The sequence below is a fragment of the Methylobacterium nigriterrae genome, assembly GCF_037106235.1.
GTDB classification, from domain to species: domain Bacteria; phylum Pseudomonadota; class Alphaproteobacteria; order Rhizobiales; family Beijerinckiaceae; genus Methylobacterium; species Methylobacterium nigriterrae.
Genome location: NZ_JBAWTG010000102.1, coordinates 1 through 16,070, shown reverse-complemented (window position 1 = coordinate 16,070; position 16,070 = coordinate 1). Strand labels below are relative to the sequence as shown.

The 16,070-nt window shown below is 63.3% G+C and carries 17 protein-coding genes and 1 pseudogene; 5 read left to right on the top strand and 13 right to left on the bottom strand.

Going from position 1 to position 16,070, the window contains the following annotated elements; translation table 11 throughout:
* The 4 genes and pseudogenes from WDW90_RS28335 to WDW90_RS28320 form a co-directional block, all read right to left on the bottom strand.
* Nucleotides 1-226: pseudogene (locus WDW90_RS28335) on the bottom strand (DNA topoisomerase IB); the annotation flags it as partial.
* Nucleotides 227-621: 395 nt separating this feature from the next.
* Entirely contained in the window at nt 622-1,539 is a 918-nt protein-coding gene (locus WDW90_RS28330; RefSeq protein ID WP_336490845.1) for an inositol monophosphatase family protein, read from the bottom strand.
* Nucleotides 1,540-1,646: 107 nt separating this feature from the next.
* On the bottom strand, nt 1,647-2,147 hold the full coding sequence (locus tag WDW90_RS28325) for an MmcQ/YjbR family DNA-binding protein (RefSeq protein WP_336490844.1): 501 nt from the start codon (nt 2,145-2,147) through the stop codon (nt 1,647-1,649).
* Nucleotides 2,134-2,697 (bottom strand): DUF1003 domain-containing protein, encoded by a 564-nt coding sequence (locus tag WDW90_RS28320; RefSeq protein WP_336490843.1) that lies wholly within the window; start codon nt 2,695-2,697, stop codon nt 2,134-2,136. The genes WDW90_RS28325 and WDW90_RS28320 overlap by 14 nt, the downstream gene beginning before the upstream one ends.
* A 528-nt stretch (nt 2,698-3,225) precedes the next feature.
* Here WDW90_RS28320 and WDW90_RS28315 point away from each other — a divergent pair.
* From WDW90_RS28315 to WDW90_RS28300, 4 genes are all read left to right on the top strand, one after another.
* Entirely contained in the window at nt 3,226-3,837 is a 612-nt protein-coding gene (locus WDW90_RS28315; RefSeq protein ID WP_336490842.1) for a cysteine hydrolase family protein, read from the top strand.
* A gap of 138 nt (nt 3,838-3,975) precedes the next feature.
* Nucleotides 3,976-4,608 (top strand): SGNH/GDSL hydrolase family protein, encoded by a 633-nt coding sequence (locus WDW90_RS28310; RefSeq protein WP_336490841.1) that lies wholly within the window; start codon nt 3,976-3,978, stop codon nt 4,606-4,608.
* A 163-nt stretch (nt 4,609-4,771) separates the two neighbouring features.
* Nucleotides 4,772-4,969 (top strand): hypothetical protein, encoded by a 198-nt coding sequence (locus WDW90_RS28305; protein WP_336490840.1) that lies wholly within the window; start codon nt 4,772-4,774, stop codon nt 4,967-4,969.
* 504 nt (nt 4,970-5,473) lie between these two features.
* Complete coding sequence (locus tag WDW90_RS28300) at nt 5,474-5,800, top strand: SemiSWEET family sugar transporter (protein WP_336490839.1); 327 nt, start codon at nt 5,474-5,476, stop codon at nt 5,798-5,800.
* A gap of 29 nt (nt 5,801-5,829) precedes the next feature.
* Here WDW90_RS28300 and WDW90_RS28295 read toward each other — a convergent pair whose 3' ends face one another.
* The 4 genes from WDW90_RS28295 to WDW90_RS28280 all read right to left on the bottom strand — a co-directional run bounded on the left by WDW90_RS28295 (nt 5,830) and on the right by WDW90_RS28280 (nt 10,134).
* Nucleotides 5,830-6,585: a 5-formyltetrahydrofolate cyclo-ligase gene (locus WDW90_RS28295; RefSeq protein ID WP_336490838.1), complete on the bottom strand. Its 756-nt coding sequence runs from the start codon at nt 6,583-6,585 to the stop codon at nt 5,830-5,832.
* 250 nt (nt 6,586-6,835) lie between these two features.
* On the bottom strand, nt 6,836-7,402 hold the full coding sequence (locus WDW90_RS28290) for an NUDIX domain-containing protein (protein WP_336490837.1): 567 nt from the start codon (nt 7,400-7,402) through the stop codon (nt 6,836-6,838).
* A 264-nt stretch (nt 7,403-7,666) separates the two neighbouring features.
* The gene (locus tag WDW90_RS28285) at nt 7,667-7,966 is read right to left on the bottom strand and encodes a hypothetical protein (RefSeq protein ID WP_336490836.1); all 300 of its coding nucleotides are present in this window, start codon (nt 7,964-7,966) and stop codon (nt 7,667-7,669) included.
* Nucleotides 7,967-9,066: 1,100 nt separating this feature from the next.
* Nucleotides 9,067-10,134 (bottom strand): AI-2E family transporter, encoded by a 1,068-nt coding sequence (locus WDW90_RS28280; protein ID WP_336490835.1) that lies wholly within the window; start codon nt 10,132-10,134, stop codon nt 9,067-9,069.
* Nucleotides 10,135-10,483: 349 nt separating this feature from the next.
* Between WDW90_RS28280 and WDW90_RS28275 the strand changes: the two genes are divergently transcribed.
* Complete coding sequence (locus WDW90_RS28275; protein WP_336490834.1) at nt 10,484-11,875, top strand: L-serine ammonia-lyase; 1,392 nt, start codon at nt 10,484-10,486, stop codon at nt 11,873-11,875.
* Nucleotides 11,876-11,948: 73 nt separating this feature from the next.
* Here WDW90_RS28275 and WDW90_RS28270 read toward each other — a convergent pair whose 3' ends face one another.
* The 5 genes from WDW90_RS28270 to WDW90_RS28250 all read right to left on the bottom strand — a co-directional run bounded on the left by WDW90_RS28270 (nt 11,949) and on the right by WDW90_RS28250 (nt 14,761).
* The gene (locus WDW90_RS28270) at nt 11,949-13,163 is read right to left on the bottom strand and encodes an integrase (RefSeq protein WP_336490833.1); all 1,215 of its coding nucleotides are present in this window, start codon (nt 13,161-13,163) and stop codon (nt 11,949-11,951) included.
* Nucleotides 13,153-13,404: a hypothetical protein gene (locus WDW90_RS28265; protein WP_336490832.1), complete on the bottom strand. Its 252-nt coding sequence runs from the start codon at nt 13,402-13,404 to the stop codon at nt 13,153-13,155. Before WDW90_RS28265 ends, WDW90_RS28270 begins: the two co-directional genes overlap by 11 nt.
* Nucleotides 13,405-13,418: 14 nt before the next feature.
* On the bottom strand, nt 13,419-14,096 hold the full coding sequence (locus tag WDW90_RS28260; protein WP_336490831.1) for a hypothetical protein: 678 nt from the start codon (nt 14,094-14,096) through the stop codon (nt 13,419-13,421).
* Nucleotides 14,097-14,187: 91 nt separating this feature from the next.
* Nucleotides 14,188-14,427 carry a hypothetical protein gene (locus WDW90_RS28255; RefSeq protein WP_336490830.1) on the bottom strand — a complete coding sequence of 80 codons (240 nt, stop codon included), beginning with the start codon at nt 14,425-14,427 and terminating at the stop codon, nt 14,188-14,190.
* A 34-nt stretch (nt 14,428-14,461) separates the two neighbouring features.
* Nucleotides 14,462-14,761, bottom strand: coding sequence for an aldo-keto reductase family protein (locus tag WDW90_RS28250; RefSeq protein ID WP_336490829.1), 300 nt, complete (start codon nt 14,759-14,761; stop codon nt 14,462-14,464).
* Between the last annotated feature and the right edge of the window lie 1,309 nt (nt 14,762-16,070).

The following is a 16,070-nucleotide window of genomic DNA, read 5'->3' as shown; positions in this document are numbered from 1 at the left end:
TGGCCTGGATGTGGCCGTTGCGGCGCGGGCAGATCCAGACGTCGGTATAGGCGGGGGGAATCGCGAGCGAGCGGATGCGCGCGAGCGTCGCCTCGTCGCACACCGGCGCGCCCTTGGCGTCGAGGTAGCGGAACCCCTTGCCGCTCTTCCTGCGGGTCAGGCCGGGCGTGCCGTCGTCCACGTAGGCGAGGCCCGCCTCGGTCGCCGCGTCCCGCGGATCAGACATGCCGACTGCCGTGTCACACGCGTTCCGCCCCGCCGGCATGTTAATTACCCTCAGTCTGCATTCAGTCTCCAACCAGCGTCGGGCTGGCCCTGTTCCGCGCCTGCGAGCCGGTCGCACGGCCGCTCTGCTGCTCCATAGGCATCTTTCAGACGCTCAAAGGGTTCAAACTGCTCTGCATCAAGCACATGGCTTACGGTCGTAAAGGAATCTGGCGTTTACGCTTCGTAGAATCCTGGAAGGTTTGCTGCTGGAAAATCGGAATGTTTTCGGTGCGGTCGGCTGATGCCTGAGAGCAGCTCACGCCTATTGACCTGTGTCTCGGAGGAGGGGTGGGCTCGAGCAGCGGCCACGGCGCACCAATCAGTCTGGTTCAAAGCCAGCCGGTCAGGCCAGCTTCAGTAGGCCTGCATCTCCTGACTGAGCAAACCCTCGGGATCCGGAACGCCCTCAATGAGAGCTGTCCAGACTTGATCCCATGCCTGCTCGCTCCGTGCGGCCAAGAGCCCGAACCGGTTGGCTCCGGGTCTGAAAGGATCCCGGTTTAGATAGGCGGCTCGGCCGCCGCTCTCCTGCAGCAGAAGGACCCCGGCCGTGTGGTCCCAAGGCATGCTCCGCCAGAACAGCACGAAGTCCTGCTGGCCCTGGAGGAGGGCGAGATACTCTGCTCCCGTGCAGTTGCAGCCCGGAGAAACATGAGCAACCGCAGAGAAGCGCTCCTCGATAGCTTGCCGCAGCCCGTCATCGAAGTAGCGCGTCCAGGCCGCGCCGCGGAGATCGGAATTTGAGAGAGAGGGCGGGGTTGCTGGCTTCGACGATAGACCTTCATCTCGGCACGCGGTCAACAAGACGTCCTCAAGCGGGTCGAGAATCCAAGCCAAGACAGGCGCGCCGCAGTACAGAAGCGCCACCATCATGGCAATCGGCTTCCGCCCCTCTACGAAGTTGCCCGTGCCATCGAGCGGATCGATGAGCCAAACCCATTCATCACCAAGATGCATGAGCAACGTGGGATCCGCCGCGACCGCCTCCTCGCCGATCACCCGCGAGTTCGGAAGCAGTGCCGAGACAGCCTCGGACAAACGGCTCTCAACTTCACGATCGATCCGCGTCACGAGCGTGCCGGATGCCTTACGGGCGATCTCCGCAGGGCCGGAGCCGCGGAAGCTCGGGATTACCCACGAACTCGCCGCCTCGCGAAGTGCACATGAGACGGCCTCTTGAACACCGGCCGGCAGCAGAGCGCGCCACGCTTCGTCCGGCCCGTCCGTCTTTAGAAGATCGGGCCGTTCCGGCCCCTCAACGGTTTGGTTCATCTCGTAAGCTCAAGTTTGGGTACAGGCGTCTTGCGGGTCGGGAACACTGGCAGGACAAGCCCGACGCGATGCGGTCGCCACTGCGTGTTTGCTGGTATCCGCCACCGCTACGAAACCGCGTGCCGGCGCTGCAGCCGCTTCGGCGCGCGCTCACGCCAAGACTGCTCGAGGATGCGCCGCAGGCGGCGCTCGTCAACATAAGCGAGGTCAACCCGCAGCCGAAGATGGCCTCGTCGACGGCCGGTGCCGGAGAACGTCCTGGGCTCGGCTTCGATCAACATCTCACGTTCATCTGGGCCGATGTCGACCAGCAGCGAAACACCATCCTGATCGAGGCGTGCCAAGAGCTTGCGCCCGACCTGAAACACAGGCCCCTGAGTGGTGGTGCGCTCCTCGACGCCAGGAAGCGAGAGTGCAGCTCGGCGAGCCATCTCAAACCAGATCGAAGGCTTCCTGACCCCGCGGGCCGGGCGCGGCGGCAGCGTTTTGCCTTTGTGGCGCAAACCCGTTTCTTGAGCGGCTTGCGAAAGACAAAGCTCCACCGCGAGGATTTGGGTCCGTCGGCGACCATTCCGACAGGGCTGATGGGGAGCTTCACGAACGGCCATTCCGCTCGATCTCATCGAGCACAGCGTCCGGTGCAACGTCCTGCTGAAGTTCGTCAACCTCATCATCAGCCTCTGTTTCGATGCCGAGATGATCCGTGATCGCAGACACCATGGCCACCAGCTTTGTCACCTCGTGCTCGGCCAGAAGGCTGATGTGCAGGTCGAGGTCGGCCCGCTTGTCAGCCGCAGCCGCCATGCGGTTCTGGCTGATCAGCACGAAGGTCGACAGAAAGATCGCCTCGACGGAGGCCAAGGTGCCGAGGATCACGAAGGACGCGTCCCAACGCGGCAGCGGCAGCAGGCCTGCGTTCACAAGGATCCAGAAGCCGAACAGCACCACGTGCAGGTAGACAAAGGCCATGCTGCCGGAAAAGCGCGTGATCACCTCGGCAACGCGCTCCTGCAGCGACGCCTGTCGTTCTTCCTGGGTGCGGCGCTCCTGGAGGGTTCGGATGTTGCGCGCGAGCGCCGGCGATAGGCCGGGTGGCTGGGGCGGCGGAAACGTCGGCTTCGCTGCCCGGCGCACGTTCTGCTCTGTTTGGATGTTCATCAGGATGCGCCTCGTCAGGGCTTTTCCGGCTCAACCCTCCGGAAGCCCGGCGCGATCCAATCGCAGGGTCCGCTGCAGAAGCCTTCTGGCTCGCCTCTGCGGCTGAAGCGTCGCTCCGGCTCAGGCCGATCGGAGCACCTACCTCGATCGTGTGGGGCAAAAAGGATCCGGCGCTCAGCCCGCGTCTCGCCACCGAGAGCCACGAGCGCTGCGAGAACGGCCGGCTGGAGTGCCTGCCAAGAGCAACGCACTGTCTGTACCACGCGGGGTCGGCGCAGGTGAACAGTGAGCTTGCCGACTTCCTAGGTGAGTAATCCCTCATGGATTCTGCCTAAAATCAATCGGGACACAAAAGATGAGACGATAAATTCGCAGTATATTCTGAAGCATTTCAGCATGCCTATTCGGGGCTTCTTAGGAGCGGCTCAGGGGAGACGTGTTGTTGATCCATGTTTATCGTGGAACTTGTCATCGGTCTGCCCGGTTGGACGGTCCGCAGACCTCACTACGCCGCAGGATGAACGCCTCATGGCAGGAGATGACGAGCTTCGTTTCGGTGCACTGGGCGACAGCTGCGCGCATCTGTGCGTTGACATGCAGCGGATGTTTGCCGAGCACACCGACTGGTGCACGCCCTGGATGCCGCGGGTCCTGCCGAAGGTGCAGAGGATCGTCGAGGCCCATCCGAATCAGACCCTATTCACCCGCTTCATCCCGGCCCAAGCTCCCGGCCACGGTGAGGGCACGTGGAAGCGCTACTACGAGCGCTGGGCTTCCATGACGATCGAGCAGCTGGGATGGGACCGGATCGAATTGGTGCCAGAACTCGCCCGGTTCGCGTCGCCCGCCGAGACCATCGACAAGCACGTCTACTCACCTTGGGTCGAGACGGACCTGCACGAACGCCTGCGCGCGAGTGGCGTCGACACGCTCGTCGTCACGGGCGGCGAGACGGATGTATGCGTTCTCAGCACCGTCCTGGGGGCGGTCGACCACGGCTATCGCGTCATCATCGTCACGGACGGGCTCTGCAGCTCCTCGGACGAGGCGCACGATGCGATGCTCACCCTCTACCATCGCCGCTATGGCCAGCAGGTCGAGACCGTCACGACCGACACCCTGCTCCAGAACTGGGCGTAATGGGCGGCTGTCCCGGCAGCCCGGAACCATGCCGATGAGCGTCGCGATCTCATCGGCCGGCGCGGCCTCCTCGCGGCGTTGAGCCTCATGCTCCCTCTGCGTCCTCGGTCTCAGACGCTCGCTTCCAAAGAGGCATTCATGCCGCACGTCGTGCTCCTCGGCGACTCCGTCTTCGACAATGCCGCCTACGTGGGCGGAGGCTCGGATGTCGTGCAGCAGGTACGAGCCGTGCTGCCCGATGACTGGCAGGCCACCCTGCTCGCCGTCGACGGCAACGTCATCAACGATGTGCCGAGTCAGCTCGGTAGACTTCCGGGAGACGCGACCCATCTCGTGGTGAGCGCGGGCGGCAATGATGCGCTGAGAGCATCCGCTGTGCTCGAGCGCGCCGCCCGATCCGTAGCTGAAGCCCTGATTCTCGTGGCGGAGGTGCGGGAGCGCTTTCAAGCCGAGTACAGCGCCATGCTGGACGCGGTTGAGGCGACGGCACGGCCAGCGGCACTCTGCACGATCTATGATCCGCGCTATCCCGACCCGCAGCGGCGACGCGTGACCGCCGCGGCGCTCGCCTTGCTCAACGACGTCATCACGCGCGAGGCCTTCGCACGCCGCCTCACGCTGATCGACCTGCGCGTGCTCTGCGGCGAAGACGCCGATTTTGCCAATCCCATCGAGCCGTCGGTCCAGGGCGGGTGGAAGATCGCGAAGGCAGTCGCGGCCTTCGTCTATGCGCGTTCTGAGCAGCAAGGCAGCCAAGTCTTTGCTCGCTGAGACGGCAGCAATGCAGTTCGACGATTGATCCGCTTCTTAAGGCCGCGCACTGCCCCAGCACCTGATCCAGATCCTCCTGCCCCTCTCCGATAACGAGGACCAGCCCTTCTGCCGCTCCGCGTACACTCGCGTGCGGTCGGAGCTGACCGGGCAGTTCGGAGGGATGACGGCCTTCACCCGGGGGCCGGCCGAAGGCCTCTGGGAGGAGAACGGCAAGACAACTCGTGACGACATCGTCGTGTTCGAGGTCATGGCGTCCGATCTCGACGAGCGGTGGTGGAACGGCTACCGGCGCACCCTGGAGGCCCGCTTCGGACAGGAGAGCATTATCGTCCGAGCGCAGGAGATCTTGCTGCTCTGATCTCTACCGGTTGAACTGAGAGGCATTTCTCGACGCTCACGTGATCTGATGCTGCGACGAGGCGAGGTCTGTGACCGCTGCACCTTTGGCGAAAGTACAATAATGATCTTCGTGCCGCCATGGCTGCGAGCGATCCCATCGGGGCGCTGCTCTGGTTCCCAGAAACAACCGCCGTGGGGCTGTCACGCGAAAGCCGGTCGTCTGGATAGGCGAGCCAGGCTCCCCCTCCCGTCCAGACAACCGGCTCTCAGTGCCACAGTAAGGAATGATCCCGTCCAGGCTCACTGAACTAACGAGCGATCTCGTGGGCGGTCTACTGGACACGAGCGTCGAAAGGGGAAGGGCGTGAACTGCGTCGAGGTATCCCAGACAAGGCGATGCCGCCGCCTCGGCCGGCTCGCGGGCGGTGGCGCCGGTCCGCACCCTAATGACAGGCGCGACCGTTGCCCCAGGTGTCGCAAGGACCGTTGGCTCCGGGCTGGTTGATTACGATCGCGGGCGCTCATGGCTCGACGTGAGTTCGCGCAGGTGCCGCGTGACGTTGACTGGCTGAGCCTGGCGAACCATCGAGGCCGGATGCACTGGATCGACCTGTGCGGCTATCTGGCCGCTATCTTCACGACCATCGCCAACCTGCCGCAAGCGATCCGGACTTGGCGCACCCGCTCGACGCGGGATCTCTCGCTCGGCACTCTGGCGCTGCTCGCCACCGGCCTGTTCCTGTGGCTCGTGTATGGGATCGCGAGAGCGGATCTGCCCCTCATCATCGGCAACGCCGTCGCCTTGGTGCTCACCGCCACCGTGCCGGTCTACAAGGTCCGGCATGGATGACCGGGCAACGACGACGCGCGGAATGAACCTTATGAAGTCTTGCCGCTATGTCCCTCAGTGATGATGATGTCCATCGGCACATCGTGCACCTGTGGGTGGATCGTCGCGAGCCGCGAGAGTTCGAAGCCTACGCCGATGCAGAGAGGTTTGGTCGGCCTGGCCGCGATGGTTCGATCATAGAAGCCGCCGCCGTACCCGAGCCGGTAGCTGCCTGGGTCGAAGCCAACCAGCGGTGCGAGGAGGACATCAGGGGAGACCGGCTCGCCTCCGGCGGGAATCGGAATGTTCCAAACGCCCTTAGTCATGGCCACACCTGGCCACCATTCCCGAAACTGCAGGGGCTGCGCCTTTGCGACCACAACCGGGAGAGCCAGGCGGGCGCCGTGATCGCGCAGGGCTGTCAGGAGCGGCCGTGCATCGTACTCGCCGCGGAAAGGCCAATAGAAGCCGATAAGCGGCTTCTCGCGTGACGCGAGCACGGCCTGTAGCCGCTCGCTGATCCGCGCGCTCCAGCTTGCCCGGTCTTGCGATGAGATGAGCAATCGTTGCTCGATGAGGCGGGCACGCGTCTCCTTGCGCCATTGCTTGATGGTCTGCCAGTCCGGGCCAGCAGAGAGCTGCGGCTGAGGAGCGGCGGCAGATGCTGCGTCAGCCGGTAGGCCGAGATAGCTTGGGTCGAGTTCATGCATGAAGCAGGGCGGCGAGCTGTACTCGCCGAACTCGGTATGCTCGGGCTCAATCGGCTGCGTCGCTGGCTCGGGTGCATTGGATGAGTTGCCCGCCATCTCGTCCTCCCTGTCCCTGCCCAGAACCTGTGAGCAGAGATCTGGCTTGGTGGACACGACCCTACGCTGATCGGGCTCGGTTTTTGGAGTGGTTCGACAGAGCTTGGAAACGCAACCGGGATGACTGACCCCCTCGCTGACAGCATCTCAGCGGACCCGCTCCAACCTACTGCCGTTCCAATAGGACTTGCCCGTGAGGATCGTCCGAGAGCCCAGTGGAACGGCTCAGTCCGGGTGTGCCTGTCATCCCTCAAGGCTCGAAGCGGTCGGGCCGCCGAAGCTGCAAGGCCTGCACAAGTGCCAATGTCTTGAGGTCGTCGATCCGGCCTGCCATCGCAGCGGTGGCGAGGTCGGCGAGCGCGACCTCCTCGACCGCGATCTGCTCGCCCTCGTGAGCCAGGCCGCCACCATCGCCGATGCGATCCGCAGCCGCGAAGGGCGCGAGATAGAGCCAGAGCCGCTCCGACGACACGCCCGGCATCGCGTAGGCACGAGACACGAGCTCGAGTTCGGTCAAGCTCAGACCTGCCTCTTCGAGAACCTCGCGCAGGGCGGCGGTGCGGGCATCCTCCCCGTCAAGGCCGCCCGCCGGCACCTCGGCGATATCGGGGCGGTCGCCCCAGAACATCGGTCCGACCCGGACCTGCCGCACCAGGACCGCCACGCGGCGGTCTGGATCATAGGGCAGGACAGCGAGCGCCTCGCCATGGTCCTCGAGGGCGCGCTCAACCTGGCTGCCGTCCGGCAAGGTGAGCGTCGCGATCCCGAAGGTGTTCCAGCCCCGATGGATGGGCCGGAAGCGGAACCGGTCGGACATGTCCACGTCCTCTGCTGGCGGCGCATCAGACTGAGCGCAGCTCGAATCGAAGGGCGCCGGCTTGTCGTGCAAGTGCCCTCGCCGTGCGCTGGTTCGACGCTCGTGCCGCTCTAGGACGAGGGCGCCCGGCCTCAGCGTCACGGAAGGGTACACGCATTCGAGGCGCGGCCGTGAGACACCCTCCCGAGTATCGGATGGGCCGGTTCTGGGCTTTTGGAACATCCCGCATCGTGGTTCAGGTCCTCTGTGAAGGATGCCGGCTCATCACGTCCCAGCCACATCCATTCCCACCGAACAGTCCGCGCGATTGAGGGCACTCACGCGGGGACCACGTGCCTCGGCGCTCTGCTGCTCCCAAGCATCCAAGGCCCTGTTGGCCGCCTCGATGATGTCGCGGGGCGTTCCTCCTGGCACCTCAGGCCGGATTGCTTCCACGAGCCGGGTCAGGAGCGTCTGCTCCGTCTGCGGGTGCCTGCCGCCCTCAGCCTGGCGCATGTAGGCTGCGTAGACGTTCTCGGCGATCGTGCGTGCCGTCCGATCGACCTCAGGGGTGTCCTGCTGCATCTCTCGATCACCTGTGAGCGACGTGCTTGCCAGGGGTCAACCGTCCGGAACGCTTTGCGTTCAGCGCCTCCCCAGCCGCACGCCCGGCCCCTCACCGATCTCCTCGATGGGGATGGTGCTGCCCGCCAAGCTGACAGGCGTGAAAAGCCCCGCGAGCCGTGAGGCTGCGGGGCGAGTGGTGTTAATCTGGGAGAACTCACCGCCAACGCAGGAGTGGGTCAGGACGCGCCAGCGGCACCACGTCAGGACCACCATCCTGACAGCCTCAGGATGCAACGGCGCACCGGCTCTCACACTCACGCAGGTGAAACGCGGCGGGAAACAAAGAGCCCCGCGAGCCAAAGTTGGGGGGGCGAGGCACGTTCGGCGGGAAGTCCCCACCGGCATTGATCGGGGATGACGTCCGCCGGCGGGGTCTGTCACCCTGGCGATAACGGCCTTAGCCACTGCCTCTGCCCTTATCGAACTCTGGGCCGGAGTGTGAAACGGCCAAGCTTTCGCCGCACGCGCTTGCCACTCGTCGGGGCCATGCTTCGATCAAAGATCTGGGACCGGCGCCATCGGGCTATCAGGACACTGGTGATCGTCGCGCTCTGCCTGTCTGCAGCCTTAGCGATCGTCACCAGCGAGCGGACGAAGGCTCGCATCCGCGGGATCGAGGTGTTCGCTGCCAGTGATGCGAGGTGAGCGGCTCGGGCGCTCAGATCTCGGGTGCAGGCCGATGTCAGAGCCGGCCCGCTCGACCCAATCGGCAATCGGGAAACGGCGCCGGGGCGGGATGGGCCGCGCCGGGGACCAATCACGACCGAGAGTGAGACACGGACAACAGCATAATTTCCTATCATAACCGGCCCGTTGTCCCGGCGACTCAACGACCGTTGCCGACGGGAGCCCAACTTCCATTTTGGGAGGGCCGGCCCATAGGGCTTGCCGGGGCGCCGGCACGGCCTTGTTCCGGATCGGCAGGTCCTGGAGACTCTCTTCATCGCTGCCCCGTCGTCACTCGACCGGGCCACGATGAGGTGTGAACGCGGCCTTCGTGCTGTGCGGGGCCGCTCTCAGCAACCGTCAGCGCTCTCGAAAGACCTTCAGAGGCTCCGTTATATCAGGTTCTGCGCGGAGAGCTCGTTTTTCAGGTACGCGTAATAGATCGGGGCCGCCACCACGCCAGGGATCCCGAAGATTGCCTCCATGACAAACATCGCGAGCAGAAGCTCCCAGGCTCGCGCATGGATCTGTGTACCCATGACGCGGGCATTCACGAAGTACTCCAGCTTGTGAATCACTACCAGGAACACAAGCGAACTCACCGCCAACAGGGGCGACACGCTCAAGCTCACCACCACGATGACGGTGTTGGAGATCAGGTTTCCGATCACGGGCAGAAGTCCAGCGATGAAGGTCACCGCCACCATGGTCTTCGTCAACGGCAGTTTGACCTCGATCCAGGGCACGATCAGGAACAGGTACAGCGCCGTCAGAGCGGTGTTCAGGGCCGAGATCCTGATCTGGGCAAACACCACGCTGCGAAAGGCAGCCCCAAGGAGGCGCACCCGGTCGGTCAGCGCGCGCACTAAGGGCCCATGCTCGTGGCCGCCGGCCTCACGGCTGACAGCAATCATGCCACCGATGATCATGCCGATCAGGATGTGAACCAACGTCCGCCAGATATCCTGGCCGATGGAGCGCAGCTGGTCCGCGTGCTCGCGCAACCATGTCGAGGCGGTCGTCCTTAGCTCATCCGGGTCAGCTGGCACCGAGCTGAGGGCCCAGGCAGGAAGATGGGCGCGGGCGGTCTCGATGATTTCAGCCATCTTCCGGAGGAGAACTGAAAGGCTTTCCGAACCGCCAGACAGCAGGGCAACCAAGCCCAGGATCCCCGCTCCGATCGCAACAATGACGATGGTAGCGAGAAGGGCCACGACAAGGATCTTCCCGGTCCGGCGGGCCACAAGATCGCTGCTGCGACGAGGCGCCAGCAGATGGACCAGTTCGTAGACCAGCAACCCTGCCAGGAGCGAGGCGAGCAGGCCGAGCCATAGCGTGGCGACCAGGACGATGGCAGCGAGGATCTGGGTTGTGATCTCAAGCCGGAGAGAGCTGGCCGCCAGTCCCTTGGATGGAAATGGCGTAACCGGCGGTGGAGGTCGTCCAACAGGGTCGAGCATGTGATCGGGCCAGTTGATTGCGTTCTAGAAGACTCTGCGCCTGCGATCACGATGTGAAAAGCGCCCTGCTCCATGCCTTAACGCCCCGCTTACCCTTCTCGCCGAGGTTGCCCGGATCCGACTTGGGCGTTTTAATGTGGCGCGCTCCTTCCATATGCCTATCGCAGAGATCGGCCGGGGATGCTTGCGCTAAACTCATCAACAGACCGGTTTCGTTCGGGCCACCACGCAGCGGAGTTCGAATGTGCTTCGGCGTTGGGACGGCGCCGCTAGCGCGAGGTGGATTGCAAAAGTAGGGTAGCCGTGATCTCCGCATGGTGGGACATCGCGGCCGCAGCAGGCAGAACCGATGTTCCTCAGCGTGTTCGATGTATTCAAGCCGGGCATCGGCCCCTCCTCGTCCCACACAATGGGTCCGATGACGGCGGCAGCCGACTTCCTGGATCTTCTGCGGGCGAGTGACGCCAAAGGCGCGGCTGCCGCGATCGAAGTGACGCTGCACGGCTCGCTCGCCTTCACCGGCAAGGGACACGCCACCGACCGTGCGGTGATGCTCGGTCTCCTCGGTTACCGCCCCGCCGATATCGAGATGAAGGAGGCAGAGCGCAGGCTCGAAGAGCTGCGCATCTACAAACGGCTCGCCCCGGTGGGGCTACCGGTCATCGCCTTCGATCCCCTGACCGCGATCGTGTTCGACTTTGGCGCTCCGCTGCCCGGACACGCGAACGGGCTCGTCGTCACAGCCCTGGACGCGGCGCGTGTACCCTTGCTGTCCGAGACCTACTACTCGGTCGGTGGCGGTTTCATCGTCACCGCCGCACAGCGCGAGGCCGACGTGCCGCCGTCCTCCGAGTCCGCGGACCCGCGGCTGTGGCCTTATCCGTTCGATACCTCGGCGGCCATGCTGCGAATGGCGCAGGAGAGCGGCTTGTCGATCGCCGCGATGAAGCGCGCGAACGAGACCGTCAGCCGCCCGGAGGAGGAGATCGATGCGGGGCTCGCGCGCATCTGGCAGGTGATGAACGGCTGCGTCGAGCGCGGGCTGTCGACTGACGGCGAATTGCCCGGCGGCCTCCGGGTTAAGCGCCGGGCCAAGCGCATCCGGGACCAGCTCGAACGCGAGCGCGGCTCGAACACGGCTCAGCCGCACAGCGTGACGGACTGGTTGAGCGTGTATGCCATGGCCGTCAACGAGGAGAACGCGGCCGGAGGCAAGGTCGTGACCGCGCCCACCAACGGAGCCGCCGGCGTCGTGCCTGCCGTGATCCGGTACTACCTGGACCACTGCATGGGTGCAGAACCGGCCCGAGTCCCCGACTTCCTGCTGACGGCCGCAGCCATCGGTGGGCTGATCAAGCACAACGCCTCGATCTCGGGCGCGGAGGCCGGCTGCCAGGGTGAGGTTGGCTCGGCCAGCGCGATGGCGGCGGCCGGTCTGTGTGCCGTGCTCGGTGGTACACCCGCCCAGGTCGAGAACGCCGCCGAGATCGCGCTGGAGCATCACCTCGGGATGACCTGCGATCCGGTTGCGGGCTTGGTGCAGGTGCCCTGTATCGAGCGAAACGGTATCGGCGCCACAAAGGCGGTCGCGGCCGCGTCGCTGGCCTTGCGCGGCGATGGCTCGCATTTCATGCCCCTCGACAACTGCATCGCGGCCATGCGGCAGACCGGCGAGGAGATGAGCACCAAGTACAAGGAAACGAGCTTGGCCGGACTCGCGGTAAACATTCCGGATTGCTGACCGCAGTCAGACGTAGGATGCGGACGGCAGACCAGCAGCCAAGCGCGAAGGCATTGCAAATTCGGCGGCGGGCTCACACTTCGTTCTGCGCCTGCCGGTAGGCCAGCCGCATCTCCGCCACCCGTCGCGACTTGCCGACCGCGCCCCGCGAGTAGCGCTGTGTGGTGGCGGCTTGCGAATGAGCCGCCGCCGAGCGGATGTGGTCGAGGTCGGCGCCTGCGTCCTCAGCCTCCGTGATCGCACCCGCCCGGGCGTCCATGTTCCAGACCTGGTTCGGGATGCCGGCGGCTCGCGCCACGATCCGCCACTCGCGGCCGTAGGCCGATTCGGCATAGGGCCGGCCGGCATTCTCGTCGATGATCAGCGGGCCGGTCCGCTTCTCGGCAGGGATCCGCTCGAGGAGGTCCAGCACCAGCGGGCAGAGCTTCAGGTCGTGGGCGGCGAAGGCGCCGGTCTTCGTCGTCGCCTTGCGGATCACGAGGTCGGCCGGCAGGTCCGCCCAGGTCAGGCCCCGCACCCAGCGCCGGCCGTTCAGGACGAAGGCGTCGGCTCCCGGCTTCGCGCCGGTGGGGATCGGCTCCCACTCGCCGATTACGTCCTTCTGGCGCAGAGCCGTCTCGAACTGCAGCGCCGTGCCGAGGGCGAGTGAGAGCCGGCCCATGGCGAGCGCCTGCGGGAGGAAGGCCTCGACGTGGGCGAGCTGCATCACCACGCGCCGGCGTGCCGGCTGGGGGAAGCGGGCGTTTCTCAGGATCGTGTAGAGGCGCTCGCACTCGGGCAGTTCCGCCATGACGCCGTAGGCGAACAGCTCGCGCAGCTTCTTGATGATGCCCCAGGCGCGGCGCACCCGCTCGGGGCCGCCGGGTCTCTTCGGCTTCTTGGCCTCGTCGTACCAGCGGTAGAAGTCGGCGATCCTGAGGGCTGAGAGCGCGCGCTTGCCGAAGGCGGCCTCGATCAGCTTGAGAACGTAGGTGTCCTTGAGTCGGCTGTTGTGCTTGAGCCGCCGGAAGGGGCTGGCTGCATCCACCTGGTAGCGACGCGAGAGGCCGAGGAGCGTGCCGTCGAAGCGGGGCTGCTCGCGGCCGCGGTTGGCCAGGAACTGCAGCATCTCGGTCTGGAGCCGCTGGCAGTTGGCCTCGATCAGCGGGCGATGATCCGGGTTCTCGAGCGAGTAGGGCAGGCGGGCCACCGAGGGGCGGAAGCCGGCCTGCACGGCCTGGTGGGTCGCGCACCAGTAGATGCCCGACCTCCTCCTCTTGAGGCCGGGCGTGGTGGATCTAGAGCGCATCGAGGTTCTCCTTGCCATCGGGCGCGAGCGCCTCGGCACCGGAGAGACCATATCGCGCCAGGAAGTGCGCGCGGACCGCCGGCCAGAACCGTGCATTCATAAGAGGATCGATGCGTGGCAGTCCGTCACGCTCAAGCACGGGCACCACGGCAGACCAAGCCTCTGGCGTGAGGCCGAGCCGCCGCGCGATCTCATCCTCGGGCGCGAAAAGCGCATCGTTATGAGGTGCGCGGCGGCTCATCGTGGCAGGGCCAGCTAGGGAGTGCTTTCGAGCTGAGGCGCGGCCGCGAAGCTCAGCCCCCGGACCTTCCGCGCCGGCAGGCTCTCGAACCCGGCACGGATCTCATCGATCGACACAGGCCGGTCGACGACCGCGCCGCCCAAGTCGAAGCCGAGCGCCTCCCGGCCATCGGTGAGGGCGACGTAGGGCAGCCCCCGAAACATGAGCAGGGCAATGATGAAGTGAGCGGCCTCGATCCGGCCGGCACAGTTGAGTAGCCCGCCGTCAACTCTGCCGCTGATTGCCATCCGGACGGCGGTGACCGCCGAGGTGACGCGTTCGACCTTCGCACCCCAGGCCTCAACGTAACGAGAGGCATCGGCGAGGATCGGGTCCTCCTCGTCGCCGAAGGCTATCCAGACCGGCTTCAGACGTACTCCCGTCTCGGGCGCGTCAGGGCTGCAGACTGCCGGCTGATCCTGCTCATCCGGCCGCCAATCGAGAGCAAACTCCAACCAGCGATCAGCAGCCTCTTCGGGTGACTGCCGCCGATCGAGTGCGTAGGCGCCCCGCCCAAACTTCATGAGGTGGCCGTGCAAGGACGGGTCGTTTGGCACACCAATGCGGCGGCTTATTCTCTTCGCAACAGCTATCTCATAGTCCATCGACGGGTATTCTTTGATCCGCCATCTTCCATCCGCTTCTTCATTCATGTTCTTCGCTCGGCAGGTTGGTGAAAAGCCATAGCTGCGTCCCCATGCAGGGGTTTCCCGAACATGCGGACGCGCTCTTGTGTCAGTAGGTCTATAAATTCGTCCAACTCTCGTCTTTGAGACTTCGCACGAGGTCAAGAAGACGCCCGATTTCGTTTTCGAGAAGATCGCGCGATGCTTCTCCAACAAGGCTGCCGCGGACCAGTCCGCTCCCAAAAACGCTGATGTTTATTACAGCAGCGATCTCACCCAGTGAGCTTTCCTGGTGGAGTTCATCTACAAACTCCTTAACTGTCTTCTCAGTGCGCACTGGAACAATTTTGCGAGTCATGACTTCTTCCTGTTTTATTACGTTGAGCCTGCACTTATGCCTGCTTCTCCGCTGCCGCCAAGTGAGACTTCAAGAGAGGATGCAGCTCGAGCGTTTCTGCGTCACAGCATCGGATAAGATCTTTGACACGCTGCGCGAGGTTGCCGCTAAACGTTATTGGCGTCTCAAGAGCATCTGGGTGCTTCGTCAGGCCGAGGTTCATTCTCCACGCCAAGGCGATGCAATACGGCATCTCATCTTCCTTCTCAGCAACCTCTGAAAGGTAGATCAGGTCGCGTTTATATCTGTGCATTCTAAGTGAGATATCAGGTATTTTGTTGAGCTCAGAGATCATTTCTCTGAGGTTCCGACAGCTGGACTCTGCAAATAAATTCATCGCCTCAGGATTGTTAACGTGACTATCAAAGTCTGGTATTGAATAAATTTGTATTGCCATATCTCATCTCAATTATGTGAAGAATAGTGATAAAGCTCAGATCGTAGATATTTTCGCGACGTATTATGGTTAAGTTATGGGGAATAAATCAAGCACACTACGACTATGTATCACCTCAGTCCGATGTCCCTATCTTAGAACTATTTCTAAAAACATGGAAAGTCGCCATGATGGACTGTGCATCCGCAAGATGTGCATGCGTTCTTGCCGGACGTCTTGTGATCGCACGGGAGCGTCGCCTCTGTCAAGTGCACCCGGAGCAAAATCGAACTCATCCGAGATTGATAACTGATTGATGATTTGATCAATTCAGGAATTTATTGTTACACCCTCAGGCCACGAAAACAACACCTTGACGAACCCTGAGCCACTGCGGTACGTAACCACGAAATCGAGGACAGCGGCCCACTCATCCCACTCGCCGGCATGAGGTCAGTTGTGTCTGTATTTGAAATCATGCCGATTTACGTTGTGGTGGAACGGTCATGCAGGTTTGCTGTCGCATGTGCACTCACGCAACCAGGCACATCAATGATTTCTGCAGAAGCGGCCGGGCCTTGCGTCCGCACGGTCACACATCAGAAGCGGAGCCGCGGTCGGTAGCTCGCAGCCCACAATGTGTCGGGCCGGCAAATTCGTAGAGCAGGGAAGCCGTTATGCAAGATACTTTGTTTTTCCGTAGAAGGATAAAACGGGCTCTTACGATGTTAGAAGAAGATAACTAGGTCCTTTTCCCTATACGCTGACTATGTCTTCAAGAAGTGGAAATCATCACCAGGCTGCCTGTTTATGTGTGGGTACACCGATCTTCTCCCATTTGAGGCAATGAACAAGAGCTGCCTTGGTGAGAGTGGGTGATTGGATCATGAGGTGCATGCCAGTTCGCGTTGATGACCGGCTGCATGAGAGACGTTTCTCAGTGCACGGCGGCCTTAGACGAGGGGAAGCCGGCGGCCTGCCGCCGGTTAGGGAGCGAACTGTATCGGGTCCGCTGGCGGGAGCCTTCGCACCGCCGGCCTGACGCGCCTAGTGCTCATTCAATATTCGGAACAGAAGACCCGTTCTCCGGTGAGGATCCCGCATGTCCATTTCACAGACGAAGCTGAAGATCGCCTTCAATCCGGGTCTCGTCGACAAGAACGAGGCTGGTAATGAATTGCTCTTTGCTCTCGGCTGGGAGAACGTCGTGATCACCATCGACGAGTTC

Coding starts and splice junctions, on each gene's coding strand:
- WDW90_RS28330 (WP_336490845.1), bottom strand. CDS start 1,539: ATGAACCAAACCGTTGAGGGGCCGGAACGGCCCGATCTTCTAAAGACG.
- WDW90_RS28325 (WP_336490844.1), bottom strand. CDS start 2,147: ATGGCCGTTCGTGAAGCTCCCCATCAGCCCTGTCGGAATGGTCGCCGA.
- WDW90_RS28320 (WP_336490843.1), bottom strand. CDS start 2,697: ATGAACATCCAAACAGAGCAGAACGTGCGCCGGGCAGCGAAGCCGACG.
- WDW90_RS28315 (WP_336490842.1), top strand. CDS start 3,226: ATGGCAGGAGATGACGAGCTTCGTTTCGGTGCACTGGGCGACAGCTGC.
- WDW90_RS28310 (WP_336490841.1), top strand. CDS start 3,976: ATGCCGCACGTCGTGCTCCTCGGCGACTCCGTCTTCGACAATGCCGCC.
- WDW90_RS28305 (WP_336490840.1), top strand. CDS start 4,772: ATGACGGCCTTCACCCGGGGGCCGGCCGAAGGCCTCTGGGAGGAGAAC.
- WDW90_RS28300 (WP_336490839.1), top strand. CDS start 5,474: ATGGCTCGACGTGAGTTCGCGCAGGTGCCGCGTGACGTTGACTGGCTG.
- WDW90_RS28295 (WP_336490838.1), bottom strand. CDS start 6,585: ATGGCGGGCAACTCATCCAATGCACCCGAGCCAGCGACGCAGCCGATT.
- WDW90_RS28290 (WP_336490837.1), bottom strand. CDS start 7,402: ATGTCCGACCGGTTCCGCTTCCGGCCCATCCATCGGGGCTGGAACACC.
- WDW90_RS28285 (WP_336490836.1), bottom strand. CDS start 7,966: ATGCAGCAGGACACCCCTGAGGTCGATCGGACGGCACGCACGATCGCC.
- WDW90_RS28280 (WP_336490835.1), bottom strand. CDS start 10,134: ATGCTCGACCCTGTTGGACGACCTCCACCGCCGGTTACGCCATTTCCA.
- WDW90_RS28275 (WP_336490834.1), top strand. CDS start 10,484: ATGTTCCTCAGCGTGTTCGATGTATTCAAGCCGGGCATCGGCCCCTCC.
- WDW90_RS28270 (WP_336490833.1), bottom strand. CDS start 13,163: ATGCGCTCTAGATCCACCACGCCCGGCCTCAAGAGGAGGAGGTCGGGC.
- WDW90_RS28265 (WP_336490832.1), bottom strand. CDS start 13,404: ATGAGCCGCCGCGCACCTCATAACGATGCGCTTTTCGCGCCCGAGGAT.
- WDW90_RS28260 (WP_336490831.1), bottom strand. CDS start 14,096: ATGAATGAAGAAGCGGATGGAAGATGGCGGATCAAAGAATACCCGTCG.
- WDW90_RS28255 (WP_336490830.1), bottom strand. CDS start 14,427: ATGACTCGCAAAATTGTTCCAGTGCGCACTGAGAAGACAGTTAAGGAG.
- WDW90_RS28250 (WP_336490829.1), bottom strand. CDS start 14,761: ATGATCTCTGAGCTCAACAAAATACCTGATATCTCACTTAGAATGCAC.